This window comes from Streptomyces sp. 4F14, from assembly GCF_048159485.1.
GTDB lineage: Bacteria > Actinomycetota > Actinomycetes > Streptomycetales > Streptomycetaceae > Streptomyces.
In genome coordinates this window covers 58,616-73,848 of record NZ_JBLRVY010000014.1, presented here as the reverse complement: position 1 = coordinate 73,848, position 15,233 = coordinate 58,616, and the positions used below count along the sequence as shown (strand labels likewise).

Genomic DNA, 15,233 nt, shown 5'->3' with positions numbered 1-15,233 from the left:
GTCGACCGTCACGCAGGACCAGCCTCCGACATCGGGGTGACGCCATGAGCCAACGTTCCGCGCCCGACCGGCTGTTGTCCGTCCTCGCCGCGTTCGACCACGAGCACCCGGCGCTGACGCTCACGGACATCAGCCGGCGGGCCGGCCTGACCCTCACCACCGCGCACCGCCTCGTCGGCGCGCTCACCACGTGGGGCGCCCTGGAGCGGGACGAGTCCGGTGCCTACCACGTAGGTCTGCGGCTGTGGGAGATCGCGGCCCTCTCGCCGCGCGGCCTCGCCCTGCGCCAGATCGCCCTGCCCTACCTGGAGGACCTCTACGAAGCCACGCACGAAAACGTCCAGTTGGCCGTCCGTGACGGTCACGACGTCGTCTACACCGAGTGGCTCAGCGGGCGCTCCTCGGTGGGCGTCCACATCCGGGTGGGCGCCCGCTGGCCCCTCCATGTCACCGGCGTGGGTCTCGTACTGCTGGCGCACGGCGATGTCGGCCTCCAAGAGGCGTACTGCGCGGGTGAGTTGAAGGCGTTCACCGGCCATACGGTCACCGATCCCGCCCGGTTGCGCCGCCTCCTCGCCGAAGTCCGGCGCACGGGCGTGGCGGTGAGCGACCGTCAGGTCACCGAGGACGCCCTCTCGGTGGCGGCGCCGGTACGCGGGCCGGGGGGCGAGGTGGTGGCCGCCGTCTCCGTGGTCGTACCCGAACAGGGGGCGCAGGTGGGGGTGCTGGCACCGGCGGTCCGGGTCGCGGCGCGGGGGATCTCGCGGGCGCTCGGGTGGCGGCCGGGGTGACCGCTCTTACCCGAATCTCAGCTCCCCGGCCGCCGCTTCAAAGGAAGCACCCAGATTCGGGGCGCAGGATGCGGACACCATGTCGGACAAATCAGGAAGGCGTGCCGTGGGCGACGAGCACATAGCGGGGCGGGGGTGGACCCGGCGCGGGGTCCTGGCGGCGCTGGGGGCGGCTCCGGCCGGGGTGCTCGCGGGGTGCACCTCGGACAGGGCGAGCGCCTCGGAGAAGAAGCCGCCGACGATCACCGTCTCGCCCGCGAACGGGACCACCGACGCCGGGTTCTCCTCGCCCGTGACGGTCACCGTCGCCGCCGGTACGCTGGCGTCCGTGCAGGTCAGAGGGGCGGACGGGAGCACGCTCGCCGGTTCGCTGAACGCCGCGAGGACCGTGTGGACGTCCACCGCGCACCCGTACTCCGCGACCGCGTACACCGTCACCGCCCAGGCCGAGGGGGCGGCGGCGCAGAAGTCGACGTTCACGACGAAGGCGCCGGGCGCGACGTTCGTCGGGCGGTTCACGCCCGAGGACGGGTCGACCTCGGGGGTCGGCATGCCGGTGTCGATCAACTTCACGCACGCCGTGACCGACCGGGCGGCCGTCGAGAAGGCGATCACCGTGACGTCCGAGCCCGCCGTGGAGGTCGTCGGCCACTGGTTCAGCGACACCCGCCTCGACTTCCGGCCCGAGACGTACTGGGCGAGCGGCACGACCGTGACCCTGGGGCTGCGCCTCAAGGACGTCCAGGGCGCGGACGGCGTCTACGGCACCCAGCACAAGGACGTCACCTTCCACATCGGGCGCGAGCAGATCAGCACGGTCGACCTCGCGGCCAAGGAGATGACCGTACGGCGGGACGGGGCGACGTACGCGACGTATCCCGTGACCGGCGGGGATCCCGAGCACACCACCTGGTCCGGGATCATGGTCATCAGCGAGCGGTTCCACCGGACGCGGATGGAGTCGTCGACGGTCGGGCTCGGCGACGAGTACGACATCCCGGACGTGCCGCACGCGCAACGGCTGACCACGTCGGGGACGTTCGTGCACGGCAACTACTGGGCGTCCACGGGGGTGTTCGGGAGCCAGAACACCAGTCACGGGTGTGTGGGGCTGCACGACGCGAAGGGCGGGAACGACGCGTCCGTGCCCGGGTACGCGTTCTACGAGAGTTCGATGCTCGGGGACGTGGTGATCGTGAGGAACTCCGGGGAACGGACGGTGACCGCGAGCAACGGGCTCAACGGGTGGAATCTGTCGTGGGCGGAGTGGAGGGCGGGGAGCGCGCTGGGGTAGCGGGCCGGGGGCAGGGGTCCGGTTTTGGCGGGGGCACGTCACATAACCGACTTCATCGGGTGAACTCGCCTTCCCTGTACGGCAATTCCTCGCTTCAACTCTTGACGGCCCTCGGGGCAGGGAGGACATTGACGGCACCTTGAGAGCGCTCTCAAAGGCTCTCTGGGCACCCGCACTCTCCCCATCCCGTACCCGAGAGGTCCCCCATGACCGCAACCTCCGGTGTCCCCATCCCGAGACGGCGCCGCGCCCTGATCGCCGTCCTGTCCACCCTCGGCCTCGCCGCCGCCCTCGCGACGGCGGCCACCCTCCCCGCGGGCGCCTCCGCCCCGACCCCGCCGTCCGGCTGGTCCCAGGTCTTCCTGGACGACTTCAACGGCTCCGCCGGGACCGGCGTCAACACCTCCAACTGGCAGTACAGCACCGGCACCTCGTACCCCGGCGGCCCCGCGAACTGGGGTACCGGCGAGGTCGAGACGATGACCAACAGCACCGCGAACGTCTCCCTCGACGGCAGCGGCAACCTGCGCATCACGCCACTGCGGGACTCCGCCGGGAACTGGACGTCGGGCCGTATCGAGACGACCCGTACGGACTTCCAGCCCCCGGCCGGCGGAAAGCTCCGCGTCGAGGCGCGCATCCAGATGCCCAACGTCACCGGCACCGCCGCCGAGGGCTACTGGCCCGCCTTCTGGATGCTGGGCGCCCCCTACCGGGGCAACTACCAGAACTGGCCCGCCGTGGGCGAGATCGACATCATGGAGAACGTCCAGGGCCTCAACCGCGTCTGGGCGACCCTCCACTGCGGCACCAACCCGGGCGGCCCCTGCAACGAGACGACCGGCATCGGCAACAACACCCCCTGCCCCACGACGACCTGCCAGTCCGGCTTCCACAACTACACGGTGGAATGGGACCGTTCGGTCACGCCCGAGGCCATGCGCTTCTACGTCGACGGCGTCAACTACCACACGGTGACGGCGAATCAGGTCGACGCCACCACCTGGACCAACGCCACCAACCACGGCTTCTTCATCATCCTGAACGTCGCGATGGGCGGCGCCTTCCCCGACGCGTACGGCGGCGGCCTCGACAGCGCGACGGTACCGGGCCACCCGATGGTCGTCGACTACGTCCAGGTCCTCCGGTCGTCCGGTGGCGGCACGACAACTCCCCCGCCCACAGGGTCCCGTGACGCCTACAACCCCATCCAGGCCGAGTCCTACGACGCCCAGTCCGGCACCACCACGGAGACCACCTCCGACACCGGCGGCGGCCAGAACATCGGCTCCCTCGCCAACGGGGACTGGGCCCAGTACAAGGGCGTCAACTTCGGCTCGACCCCGGCGACCCAGTTCTACGCCCGGGTGGCGAGCGGCGCGGGCTCCGGCGTCAGCGGGCTGGTCGAAGTCCGCCTGGACAGCCGGACCTCCACGCCGATCGGCAGCTTCTCCCTTGCCAGTACGGGCAGTTGGCAGACCTGGAAGACCGTCCCCGCCAACATCACGTCCGTCACCGGCACCCACGACGTCTACCTGACCTTCACCAGCGGCCAGCCGAACGACTTCGTGAACGTCAACTGGTTCGACTTCGGGCACTGACGCCCGACTGCTCGTCCGCCCACTCGGCGAAGGTGGTGAGCGGGATGCCCAGTTCCCGGGCGAACTCGGGCCTGGCGGGCGGGAGGACCGCGTTCACCCACTCGTGTCCGGCTCCCCACCCCGGCATGCCTGCGGCCAGTGCCTGTTCCAGGCTCATGGAGGGCGCGGTCACAGGGACGCCCCAGGCGACGGACAGGGTCTCGGCGACCTGCGTCATGGTGCGCAGGTCGCCGGCCAGTTCCAGTTCCACCCGGTGGAACCGGTCGGGGTCTCGCACGGCGTGCGCGGCGGCCGTGCCGATGTCCCGCGCGGCCACCAGAGCCAGTTCGGTGTCCGGCCGGAGGATGGTCGCCAGTCCGCCTCGGGGTCCTCGGGGCGCCAGCATGGGCAGGTTCTCCATGAAGAAGGCGGGCTTGAGCACCGTCCAGCGGGCGAAACCCGCGCCGCGCACCGCCTCGATGATCGCCTGCTTGGTGTCGAAGTAGTCCGCCATCGCCGCCCAGCGGCCCTCGGCCCAGCCGGGGGCCCTGGTGTGCTCGCCGACTCCGCTGGTGGAGGACTGGACGAACTGCGCCACTCCCGCCGCCTTCGCCGCGTCGATCAGATGGGTGGCCTGGGCGAGTTCGCCCGCGAAGTCCACGCCGGTCCCGCTCATCGGCGGCATCTGCACCGAGAACACCGTGCGGACTCCCGCGACCGCCGGATCGAGAGAGGTCCGGTCGGACAGGTCCGCCCGCACCAGCTCCGCGCCCAGTGCCTCGATCGCCCGGGCGGACGGGGAGCGTGGATCGCGTACGAGCGCTCGTACGGGCGCCCCGGCGGCCAGGAGTGCGCGGGCCGTGGCGCCGCCTTGCCGGCCGGTGGCTCCGGTGACCAGGACGGTGTCGCTGGTGACGGGCATGGTTGCCGCTCCTCACGGATCGGGTCATGGATCAGGGAGAGAAAACGGCGGGGCCCGCCGTTTTACTCGCCGCTAAGATATGGCGGGGCCCGCCGGTTGGCAATGGGGAGATGACATGGACGGTCAGCGTGCGGACGCTCGACGCAACTACCGGCGCATCCTCGCCGTCGCGGAAGCCGAGGTCGCCCAGCACGGTGCCGAAGCGTCCCTGGAGCAGATCGCCCGTGTCGCAGGCGTCGGTTCGGCGACCGTGCGCCGCCACTTCCCCACGCGTCGGGCCCTGCTCGAAGCCGTCTTCCAGGAGCGCGTCGAGGGTCTGTGCGAGCACGCCCACCAGCTGGGTACGGCCGAGGACGGGCGCACCGCCCTTCTGGAGTGGCTCCACGCCCTCGTCCGCTACGCCGTCTCCACCCGCGGATTCGCCGACACCCTCAGCTACGAGCCCCCCGCCGAGGAGCACTCCGCGCACTCCTGCGGCGACAGGATCGAGGCCGCCGGAACTCCCCTGCTCCAGCGGGCCGTTCGCGACGAGGCCGTCGCACCGCACGTCACCTTTCACGACCTGCTGACCCTCGCCGTCGGCATCGCCCTGGCCACCGAACACCACAAGGACCCCGGGACCCAGGCCGACCGCCTCTTCCGGCTCGCCGTGGACGGTCTCAGCCCTGAACAGGGCGTCACCGGGCGGCGGAAAATCGCGGGCGGTCGCGGGCCCGGCGGATGAATACTGGCCGCCCCAGTCGAACCGGAGGCCCGTACGCATGACCATGCACGATGACCAGGTGGACGTGACCACCGAGATCGTCGCGGACCTGATCCGGGAGCAGTTCCCCGAGTGGAGCGGCGAGGAGATCCGCCTCCTCCCCTCGACCGGCACGGTCAACGCCATCTACCGCATCGGCACCGGCCTCTCCGCCCGCTTCCCCCTGCGCCTCACCGATCCCACCGAGGCGCTGGTGACCCTGGAGCGGGAAGCCCGCGCGAGCGCCGAACTGGCCCGGGTGTCCCCCTTCCCCGTCCCGGAACCCGTCGCCCTGGGCAAGCCGGGAGCCGGCTACCCCATGCCCTGGTCGATCCAGACGTGGCTGCCGGGGACGATCGCCTCCGACGCCGACCCGAGCGGCTCCACCGCGTTCGCCGAGGACCTGGCCACCTTCATCACGGCCCTGCGCGACGCCGACACCCGGGGCCGCCGCTTCACCGGCGAAGGCCGAGGCGGCGCCCTCCCCCACCACGACGCGTGGATGGCGGAGTGCTTCGAGCAGAGCGAGACCTTGCTCGACGTCCCCCGCCTACGCCGCCTGTGGTCCCGCTTCCGCGAGCTCCCCCGTACGAGCCCCGACGTCATGAACCACTGCGACCTGATCCCCGGCAACATCCTGGTCACCGAAGGCCGCCTCACCGGCATCCTCGACACGGGCGGCTACGCCCCCGCCGACCCCGCCCTGGACCTGGTCAGCGCCTGGCACCTCCTCCAGCCACTCCCCCGCCAAGCCCTCCGCCACGCCCTCTCCACCGACGACCTGGAATGGGAACGCGGCAAGGCATGGGCCTTCCAGCAGTCGATGGGCCTCGTCTGGTACTACGCCGACACCAACCCACCGATGAGCGCACTGGGCCGCCGCACACTCGCCCGGATCCTGGAATCGACGGAGTGACCACGAGCGAGTACGACGAGTCCTGCCTCACGGTGCTCACCATGGAGGAGTTCGTCCTCCGCAGGCCCGGCATGCACTTCCGGGTCGGCCTACGGGATCCCCGCCTGACGGGCGAGGTGCTGAGCGCCGTAGTGGGCCATTCCCTGCACCCGGCGACCGAGGTCGCCGAGCCGCATTCCCTGTGTGTCGAGGTGGAGATCCAGGCCGACCTGGAGTTCTCGATCGCGGACGACCGCGCGGACGCGCTCGACGCCGAAAGCCGTCCGCTCCAGGGGTACAACGACTCGCTGCTCGGCCCGAACCGCAACTTCGCCGCAGCGGCGGCAGCGCTGAGCACGGAGACCGTCGTCGAAGTCTGGCGGGACGGACGGGGTTTCCGGCAGACCCTCCGGCGCCTCCACCCCCTCACAGAGCCGGCCGAGTTCACCCCGCCCCCGGCAGAAGGCACCCGGATCCGCTTCCGCCTCGACCCCGCGCACTTCACCACTCCGCTCCCCGCCCACGTCCCGGCCTGCGGCCATGACGCCGGCGCAGGGCGCCTCCGTGTGGCCGACCTCCGCTAGCGCAGCTCCGCCCGGAACGCCGCGGGTGTCGTGTCCGTGTGCTGGTGGAAGAACTTCGAGAAGTTGGCGGGGTCGGGGAAGCCGACGGCCGCTCCCACGCGGCCGATGGGGAGGTCCGTGTGGGCCAGTAGCCTCTTCGCCTCCAGGATCACCCGCTTGTCGATGAAGCCCTTGGGGGTCTCGCCGGTGGCGGCGCGCACCGCGCGGACCAGGGTGCGGCGGGAGTAGCCGAGGGCGTCGGCGTACGCGCTCACGCTGTGGTTGGCCGCGAAGTCCCGTTCCACCGCGTCCCGGAACAGCGTGAACGTCGTGTCCATCCGGCGTTCCGCCTCGGCGGAGCTGGTGGCCGCGAGGTGCGCCAGGCGCAGCAGGAACGCGGTCAGGGAGTGGCGCAGTACGGCCGTATGGAGGCTGAGGGGAAGGGTCTCGGCGTCCTCGTACTCGCGGCGGAGGTGCGCCAGGGACCCCTGGAGCGCGGTGAGCCGCTCCGCGTCGGGGTGCAGCAGCGGGGGGAGGTCGTAGCGGTAGAGCCCCGTCGCCTCGACGGTCGCGCGCGGCAGGAAGCCGGGCTGCATGGCGAGGACGGTGCCCCGGTAGTCGGGGAGGCGGGAGAAGCGGTGGACCTGTCCGGGCCGGATCCAGAGGATGTCCCCCGCCCGCGCCTCGTACTCCGTGAAGTCGACCATGTGCCGTACGGGCCCGCCCTCGAACAGCAGGACGACGTGGAAGTCGATGCGGTGGACGCGGTCGAGGCGGGCGTCGGCGGCGTGCCAGGCGCGGCCCGCGTCCATGGGCCCGACCTGCATGCCGACCCCGGCGACGCTGAGGTCGACGGGGAAGGGGAACGTTCGGATTCCGGCCACCGGCCCGTCACCCTCGCCGCCTTGGATGGTTCTGTCCGCCATGTCCCGCTCGCGCCGCCTCGTTCGTGATCTCCGTGTCCCACTTTCACCACAGGCTGGCACATGCAGCCCTTCCCCAGGAAAAGTCCGACTTTTAGTTTTGGACGCGTAACGACCGTGTTACCGGTCGCACAAGTGACTTCTTGAAGAGGGATCTCTGACGATGAGCGCGCAGACACCCAAGGCCCTGGAGTGGACCGACCTCGACCGCCGAGCCGTGGACACCGCCCGCGTGCTCGCGGCGGACGCCGTGCAGAAGGTCGGCAACGGCCACCCGGGCACGGCGATGAGCCTGGCCCCGGTCGCGTACACGATCTTTCAGAAGGTGATGCGGCACGACCCGGCGGACCCGGAGTGGACGGGCCGCGACCGCTTCGTGCTGTCCCCGGGCCACACCTCGCTGACCCTCTACACGCAGCTCTTCCTGGCCGGATACGAGCTGGAGCTCGACGACCTCAAGTCGTTCCGCACGCACAGCTCGAAGACCCCGGGCCACCCGGAGTACGGCCACACGGCGGGCGTCGAGACGACGACAGGCCCCCTCGGCCAGGGCGTCGCGAACGCGGTCGGCATGGCGATGGCGGCCCGCTACGAGCGCGGCCTCTTCGACCCGCAGGCCCCCGAGGGCACCTCGCCCTTCGACCACACGATCTGGGCGATCGTCTCGGACGGCGACCTGGAGGAGGGCGTCTCCGCCGAAGCCTCCTCCCTCGCCGGCCACCAGAAGCTCGGCAACCTGGTCTTCGTCTACGACGACAACCACATCTCGATCGAGGGCGACACGGCGACGGCGTTCTCGGAGGACGTCCTGGGGCGGTACGAGGCGTACGGCTGGCACACCCAGCGCGTGGCGCCGACCGAGGAGGGCGACGTCGATGTCCCCGCCCTGTACTCGGCGTTGAAGGCCGCCCAGGCCGAGACGGACCGCCCCTCGATCATCTCCCTGCGCACGATCATCGCGTGGCCCGCCCCGGGCGCCCGCAACACGGAGGCCTCGCACGGCTCCGCGCTCGGCGCCGACGAGGTCGCCGCCACCAAGCGCCTGCTCGGCTTCGACCCCGCGCTCTCCTTCGAGGTCGCCCCCGAGGTCCTCGCCCACAGCCGCCAGGCCCTCGACCGGGGCGCTGAGGAACACGCCGCGTGGGACAAGCGGATCGCCGAGTGGCGCGGCCAACTCCCGGAGCGCGCCGCCCTGTTCGACCGCGTGGTGGCGGGCCAGCTCCCCGAGGGATGGCAGGACGCGCTGCCGGTGTTCGAGGAGGGCACGTCCGTCGCGACGCGCGCCGCCTCCGGCAAGGTCCTCCAGGCGCTGGGCCCGGTCGTCCCCGAACTCTGGGGCGGCTCCGCCGACTTGGCGGGCTCGAACAACACGACCATCGACAAGGCGAGTTCGTTCCTCCCGCAGGGCAACCCCCTCCCGGAGGCCGACCCGTACGGCCGCACGGTCCACTTCGGCATCCGCGAGTTCTCGATGGCCGCCGAGATGAACGGCATCGCGCTGCACGGCAACACCCGTATCTACGGCGGTACTTTCCTCGTCTTCTCCGACTACATGCGCAACGCGGTCCGCATGTCCGCGCTGATGCAGCTCCCGGTCACCTACGTGTGGACGCACGACTCGGTGGGCCTCGGCGAGGACGGCCCCACCCACCAGCCGGTCGAGCACCTGGCGTCGCTGCGCGCGATCCCGGGCCTGAACGTCGTCCGCCCCGCCGACGCGAACGAGACGACGATCGCCTGGGCGGAGATCCTCAAGCGCCACTCCACGCACCCGGCCCCGCACGGACTCGCCCTGACCCGCCAGGGAGTTCCGACGTACGCGCCCAACCCGGAGGCGGCGAAGGGCGGTTACATCCTCGCCGAGGCGAGCAGGACCCCCGACGTCATCCTGATCGCGACCGGCTCCGAGGTCCAACTCGCCGTCGCGGCGAGGGAGTTGCTGGAGGCCGAGGGCACCGCCACCCGTGTCGTCTCGATGCCGTCCGTGGAGTGGTTCGAGGAGCAGACGCCGGAGTACCGCGCGAGTGTCCTCCCCTTCGAGGTCAAGGCCCGCGTCGCCGTGGAAGCCGGCATCGGCCTGACCTGGTACCGGTACGTCGGCGACGCCGGACGCATCGTGTCGCTGGAGCACTTCGGCGCCTCCGCCGACGCGAAGACCCTGTTCGCCGAGTTCGGCTTCACCGCAGAGAACGTCGCGGCCAAGGCACGGGAATCCCTTGCCGCCGCGCGTGGTTGATCGAAACGCCAGAAAGAAGATGATCGAAGTGACCGCAACACCCCTGGAACGCCTGAGCGCCGAAGGCGTCTCCATCTGGCTGGACGACCTCTCGCGGAAGCGTCTGACGTCCGGCAACCTGGCCGAGCTGATCGCCACGCAGCACGTCGTCGGCGTCACCACCAACCCCTCGATCTTCCAGGCCGCGATCGGCTCCGGCGAGGGCTACGAGGAGCAGCTCACCGACCTGGCCGTGCGCGGCGTCACGGTCGACGAGGCCGTACGCATGATGACGACGGCCGACGTACGGGACGCGGCGGATGTCCTGCGGCCGGTGTACGACACGTCAGAGGGCCGGGACGGCCGGGTCTCGATCGAGGTGGACCCGCGGCTCGCGCACGAGACGGCGGCGACGGTCGCCGAGGCGAAGCAGCTGTTCTGGCTGGTGGACCGGCCGAACGTGATGATCAAGATCCCGGCGACGAAGGCCGGACTCCCGGCGATCACCGAGGTCGTGGGCCTCGGGATCAGCGTGAACGTGACGCTGATCTTCTCCCTGGAGCGGTACGCCGAGGTCATGGACGCCTACCTCGCGGGCCTGGAGAAGGCGCGCGCGGCCGGTCTCGACCTGTCGACGATCCACTCCGTGGCCTCCTTCTTCGTCTCCCGCGTCGACTCCGAGATCGACAGGCGGCTCACCGCGCTGGGGACCGCCGAGGCCCTCGCCCTCAAGGGCAGGGCGGCGCTGGCGAACGCCCGGCTCGCCTACGAGGCGTACGAGAAGGTCTTCGCCTCCGAGCGGTTCGCGGCGCTTCAGAGCGCGGGGGCGCACCGGCAGCGTCCGCTGTGGGCTTCGACCGGGGTGAAGGATCCTGCTTACAAGGACACCCTGTACGTGGACGAACTGGTCGCGCCCGGCACGGTCAACACCATGCCGCAGGCCACGCTGGACGCGGTCGCCGACCACGGTGTCATCACCGGTGACACGGTCACGGGCGGGTACGAGGCGGCCCGCGCCGACCTGGATTCGGTGGCGGCGCTGGGTGTGTCGTACGACGAGGTGGTCACCCGTCTGGAGCAGGAGGGTGTCGACAAGTTCGCGGTCGCGTGGGAGGACCTGCTGAGCGCGGTCAAGACGTCGCTGGAGAACAAGGGAGCGGACTCGGAATGAACGCCGTAGACACTGTCAGCGGTACGGCCGTGGACCCGGCCGACTGGGAGAACCCCCTGCGGCATCCCCAGGACCGGCGGCTGCCGCGGATCGCGGGGCCCTCGGGGCTGGTGATCTTCGGGGTGACGGGTGACCTGTCGCGCAAGAAGCTGATGCCGGCCGTCTACGACCTCGCCAACCGGGGGATGCTGCCGCCGGGCTTCTCGCTCGTCGGGTTCGCCCGCCGGGACTGGGAGGACCAGGACTTCGCGCAGGTCGTGCACGACTCGGTGCGCGAGCACGCTCGTACGCCGTTCCGCGAGGAGGTGTGGCAGCAGCTCGCGGAGGGCATGCGGTTCATCCCCGGGGCCTTCGACGACGACACCGCGTTCAAGCAGCTCCGGCAGACCGTGGACGAGCTGGACAAGGCGCGCGGTACCAGCGGCAACTACGCCTTCTACCTCTCCGTACCGCCGAAGTTCTTCCCCGAGGTCGTCCAGCAGCTGAAGAAGCACGGGCTGGCGACCCCGCCGGAGGGGTCCTGGCGCCGCGCGGTCATCGAGAAGCCGTTCGGGCACGACCTGGCGTCGGCCGAGGAGCTGAACCGGATCGTGCACGACGTGTTCGACCCGGACCAGGTCTTCCGGATCGACCACTACCTCGGCAAGGAGACCGTCCAGAACATCCTGGCGCTGCGGTTCGCGAACCAGATGTTCGAGCCGATCTGGAACCGGTCGTACGTCGACCACGTGCAGATCACGATGGCCGAGGACATCGGCATCGGCGGGCGCGCGGGCTACTACGACGGCATCGGTTCGGCCCGTGACGTCATCCAGAACCACCTGCTCCAGCTGATGGCGCTGACCGCGATGGAGGAGCCGGCCGCCTTCGACGCGGCGTCGCTGCTCACCGAGAAGCTGAAGGTCCTCAAGGCGGTGAAGCTGCCGGAGAACATCGGCGAGCACACCGTGCGCGGCCAGTACGCCGAGGGCTGGCAGGGCGGCGAGAAGGTCAGCGGCTACCTCCAGGAGGACGGCATCGACCCGGCCTCCACGACCGACACGTACGCGGCGATCAAGCTGAACGTCGACAACCGCCGCTGGGCGGGCGTCCCGTTCTACCTGCGCACCGGCAAGCGGCTCGGCCGCCGGGTCACCGAGATCGCGGTGGTCTTCCAGACGGCCCCGCACTCGCCGTTCGACTCCACCGCGACGGAGGAGCTGGGCTCCAACGCGATCGTGATCCGGGTCCAGCCCGACGAGGGCATGACGGTACGGTTCGGGTCGAAGGTCCCGGGTACCTCGATGGAGATCCGGGACGTCACGATGGACTTCGCGTACGGCGAGTCCTTCACGGAGTCCAGTCCCGAGGCGTACGAAAGGCTGATCCTGGACGTGCTGCTCGGGGACGCCAACCTCTTCCCCCGCCACCAGGAAGTGGAAGAGTCCTGGAAGATCCTCGACCCGATCGAGGACCACTGGGCGTCGCACGGGAAGCCCGCCCAGTACGCGTCCGGCTCCTGGGGCCCCCAGGAAGCGGACGAGATGCTCGCACGAGACGGACGGAGCTGGCGCAGGCCATGAAGATCGACCTCACCGACACCACGGCAAGCAAGATCAACAAGGCGCTGGTGCAGGGTCGCCGCGCCATCGGCACCCCGGCCGTGGGGATGGTCCTGACGATGGTCATCGTCACGGACGAAGAGAACGCGTACGACGCCATCAAGGCCGCCGAGGAAGCCTCCCACGAGCACCCCTCGCGCACCCTGGTCGTCATCAAGCGCCAGGCCCGCACCCCGCGCGAGCGCACCCGGTCCCGGCTGGACGCCGAGGTCCGGGTCGGCTCCGAGGCGGGCGCCGGCGAGACCGTCGTGCTGCGCACCTACGGCGAGGTGTCCGACCACGCCGACTCGGTGGTCCTGCCGCTGCTCCTGCCGGACGCGCCGGTCGTCGTCTGGTGGCCGGTCGACGCCCCCGAGAACCCCTCCAAGGACCCGCTGGGCGCGCTGGCGCAGCGCAGGATCACCGATCTGTACGCCGTCGAGAACCCGCTCCGGACGCTGGCCACGCGCGTGAAGTCGTACGCCCCCGGCGACACCGACCTCGCCTGGACGCGGCTCACGCCGTGGCGCTCGATGCTGGCGGCGGCCCTCGACCAGGCCCGGGTGCCGATCGTGTCCGGCGCCGTCGAGGCCGAGGCCGACAACCCGGCCGCCGAGCTGCTCGCCCGCTGGCTGGAGGCCCGCCTCGGCGTCGCGATCGACCGCGTGGTCACGGCCGGCCCGGTCGTCACGGCCGTCCGGCTCGCCACCGCCGGCGGCGAGGTCGTCATCGACCGTCCCGACGGCCCGCTCGCGACGCTGTCCCTGCCGGGCCAGCCCTCCCGCACCCTCGCGCTGAAGGTGCGCACCACCTCCGAACTCATCGCCGAGGAACTGCGTCGCCTCGACGCGGACGAGATGTACGCCGTCGCCCTGCGGGGCGAGGCCACCAAGGAGACCCCCGCACATGTCTGAGACCCCTCTGCTCACCGAACGGCCCGAGTGGGAAGCGCTGTTGGCGCACTCTTCCGAACGGACCGGCCTGCGCGAGCTGTTCGCCGCCGACCCCGAGCGCGCCGAGCGGTACGTCGTCCGGGTGGGCGATCTGCGGATCGACTACTCGAAGCACCTCGTCACCGACGAGACGCTCGCCCTGCTGCGTGAACTCGCTCTCGCGACCGACGTGTTCGGGCTGCGGGACGCGATGTTCCGGGGCGAGAAGATCAACATCACGGAGCAGCGGGCGGTGCTGCACACCGCGCTGCGGGCGCCGCGCGGTGCGGTGGTCGAGGTCGACGGGGAGAACGTCGTCCCGGCCGTGCACGCGGTGCTCGACAAGATGGCCGCGTTCTCGGAGCAGGTGCGGTCGGGCGAGTGGGTCGGGCACACCGGCAAGCGCATCCGCAACGTCGTCAACATCGGCATCGGCGGCTCGGACCTCGGTCCGGCGATGGCGTACGAGGCGCTGCGGGCGTTCACCGCACGGGACCTGACCTTCCGGTTCGTCTCCAACGTGGACGGCTCCGACCTGCACGAGGCCGTGCGCGACCTCGACCCCGAGGAGACGCTGTTCATCGTCGCCTCGAAGACGTTCACCACGATCGAGACGATCACCAACGCCACCTCGGCGCGATCCTGGCTGCTCAGGGGCCTGGACGGCGACGAGAAGGCCGTGGCCAAGCACTTCGTGGCGCTGTCGACGAACTCGGAGAAGGTCGCCGACTTCGGCATCGACACGGCGAACATGTTCGAGTTCTGGGACTGGGTCGGCGGGCGCTACTCGTACGACTCCGCGATCGGCCTCTCGCTGATGATCGCGATCGGCCCGGACGCGTTCCGGGAGATGCTCGCCGGGTTCCACCTGGTCGACGAGCACTTCCGGACGGCGCCCGCCGAGGCCAACGCGCCGTTGATCCTGGGCCTGTTGGGGGTCTGGTACGGGAACGTGCTGGGCGCACAGTCGCACGCGGTGCTGCCGTACTCGCACTATCTCTCCAAGTTCACCGCCTACTTGCAGCAGCTGGACATGGAGTCCAACGGCAAGTCCGTGGACCGCGAGGGGCGTTCGGTGTCCTGGCAGACCGGGCCCGTCGTGTGGGGCACGCCCGGCACCAACGGGCAGCACGCGTACTACCAGTTGATCCACCAGGGCACGAAGCTGATCCCGGCCGACCTGCTCGGGTTCGCGCGCCCGGTCGGTGAGCTGAGCGACGAACTCAAGGCGCAGCACGACCTGTTGATGGCGAACCTGTTCGCGCAGGGCCAGGCGCTGGCGTTCGGCAAGACCGCCGAGGAGGTCCGTGCGGAGGGCGTACCGGAGGAGCAGGTCGCGCACCGCACCTTCCAGGGCAACCACCCCACGACGACCATCCTCGCCGGTGAGCTGTCGCCGTCGGTCCTCGGGCAGCTGATCGCTCTCTACGAGCACAAGGTGTTCGTCCAGGGCGCGGTCTGGAACATCGACTCCTTCGACCAGTGGGGTGTGGAGCTGGGCAAGGTCCTCGCCAAGCGCGTGGAGCCCGCCCTCACCGAGGGTGCGGACGTGCCCGGGCTCGACGCCTCCACGGCCGCCCTCGTCGCCGCCTACCGTGACCTCAAGTTCAAGGGAGTGAAGTAGC

Annotated in this window: 13 protein-coding genes; 11 read left to right on the top strand and 2 right to left on the bottom strand. The window is 70.6% G+C overall.

Annotated elements, in window-relative coordinates; genetic code table 11:
• The first annotated feature begins 44 nt into the window (after positions 1–44).
• The 3 genes from ACLZOT_RS24500 (at position 45) to ACLZOT_RS24490 (ending at position 3,686) form a co-directional block, all read left to right on the top strand.
• A complete protein-coding gene (locus ACLZOT_RS24500; RefSeq protein WP_416971200.1) occupies positions 45–791 on the top strand; it encodes an IclR family transcriptional regulator in 747 nt (248 codons plus the stop codon).
• A gap of 79 nt (positions 792–870) precedes the next feature.
• Positions 871–2,085 carry a L,D-transpeptidase gene (locus tag ACLZOT_RS24495; protein WP_416971199.1) on the top strand — a complete coding sequence of 405 codons (1,215 nt, stop codon included), beginning with the start codon at positions 871–873 and terminating at the stop codon, positions 2,083–2,085.
• Between the two features lie 206 nt (positions 2,086–2,291).
• Positions 2,292–3,686 carry a glycoside hydrolase family 16 protein gene (locus tag ACLZOT_RS24490; protein ID WP_416971198.1) on the top strand — a complete coding sequence of 465 codons (1,395 nt, stop codon included), beginning with the start codon at positions 2,292–2,294 and terminating at the stop codon, positions 3,684–3,686.
• Here ACLZOT_RS24490 and ACLZOT_RS24485 read toward each other — a convergent pair.
• A complete protein-coding gene (locus ACLZOT_RS24485) occupies positions 3,661–4,587 on the bottom strand; it encodes an NmrA/HSCARG family protein (protein ID WP_416971197.1) in 927 nt (308 codons plus the stop codon). The two genes, ACLZOT_RS24490 and ACLZOT_RS24485, sit on opposite strands and share 26 nt — an antisense overlap.
• 115 nt (positions 4,588–4,702) lie before the next feature.
• On the opposite strand from ACLZOT_RS24485, the gene ACLZOT_RS24480 reads away from it, so the two are divergent.
• Genes ACLZOT_RS24480 through ACLZOT_RS24470 form a run of 3 tightly spaced genes read left to right on the top strand, consistent with a single transcriptional unit; the run spans position 4,703 to position 6,808 of the window.
• Complete coding sequence (locus tag ACLZOT_RS24480; protein ID WP_416971196.1) at positions 4,703–5,311, top strand: TetR/AcrR family transcriptional regulator; 609 nt, start codon at positions 4,703–4,705, stop codon at positions 5,309–5,311.
• 37 nt (positions 5,312–5,348) lie between these two features.
• Positions 5,349–6,245 carry an aminoglycoside phosphotransferase family protein gene (locus tag ACLZOT_RS24475; protein ID WP_416971195.1) on the top strand — a complete coding sequence of 299 codons (897 nt, stop codon included), beginning with the start codon at positions 5,349–5,351 and terminating at the stop codon, positions 6,243–6,245.
• The gene (locus tag ACLZOT_RS24470) at positions 6,242–6,808 is read left to right on the top strand and encodes a hypothetical protein (protein WP_416971194.1); all 567 of its coding nucleotides are present in this window, start codon (positions 6,242–6,244) and stop codon (positions 6,806–6,808) included. Before ACLZOT_RS24475 ends, ACLZOT_RS24470 begins: the two co-directional genes overlap by 4 nt.
• Here the strand turns inward: ACLZOT_RS24470 and ACLZOT_RS24465 are convergent.
• The gene (locus tag ACLZOT_RS24465) at positions 6,805–7,713 is read right to left on the bottom strand and encodes a helix-turn-helix domain-containing protein (RefSeq protein ID WP_416971193.1); all 909 of its coding nucleotides are present in this window, start codon (positions 7,711–7,713) and stop codon (positions 6,805–6,807) included. The two genes, ACLZOT_RS24470 and ACLZOT_RS24465, sit on opposite strands and share 4 nt — an antisense overlap.
• A gap of 160 nt (positions 7,714–7,873) precedes the next feature.
• Here ACLZOT_RS24465 and tkt point away from each other — a divergent pair, with 160 nt between their 5' ends.
• Genes tkt through pgi form a run of 5 tightly spaced genes read left to right on the top strand, consistent with a single transcriptional unit; the run spans position 7,874 to position 15,232 of the window.
• On the top strand, positions 7,874–9,946 hold the full coding sequence (gene tkt / locus ACLZOT_RS24460; RefSeq protein ID WP_416971192.1) for a transketolase: 2,073 nt from the start codon (positions 7,874–7,876) through the stop codon (positions 9,944–9,946).
• Positions 9,947–9,965: 19 nt separating this feature from the next.
• Positions 9,966–11,096, top strand: coding sequence for a transaldolase (gene tal / locus ACLZOT_RS24455; protein WP_416971191.1), 1,131 nt, complete (start codon positions 9,966–9,968; stop codon positions 11,094–11,096).
• Positions 11,093–12,658 (top strand): glucose-6-phosphate dehydrogenase, encoded by a 1,566-nt coding sequence (gene zwf, locus ACLZOT_RS24450; protein WP_416971190.1) that lies wholly within the window; start codon positions 11,093–11,095, stop codon positions 12,656–12,658. Before tal ends, zwf begins: the two co-directional genes overlap by 4 nt.
• The gene (gene opcA / locus ACLZOT_RS24445; protein WP_416971189.1) at positions 12,655–13,590 is read left to right on the top strand and encodes a glucose-6-phosphate dehydrogenase assembly protein OpcA; all 936 of its coding nucleotides are present in this window, start codon (positions 12,655–12,657) and stop codon (positions 13,588–13,590) included. The genes zwf and opcA overlap by 4 nt, the downstream gene beginning before the upstream one ends.
• Positions 13,583–15,232 (top strand): glucose-6-phosphate isomerase, encoded by a 1,650-nt coding sequence (gene pgi, locus ACLZOT_RS24440; protein WP_416971188.1) that lies wholly within the window; start codon positions 13,583–13,585, stop codon positions 15,230–15,232. Before opcA ends, pgi begins: the two co-directional genes overlap by 8 nt.
• Position 15,233: the final 1 nt, after the last annotated feature.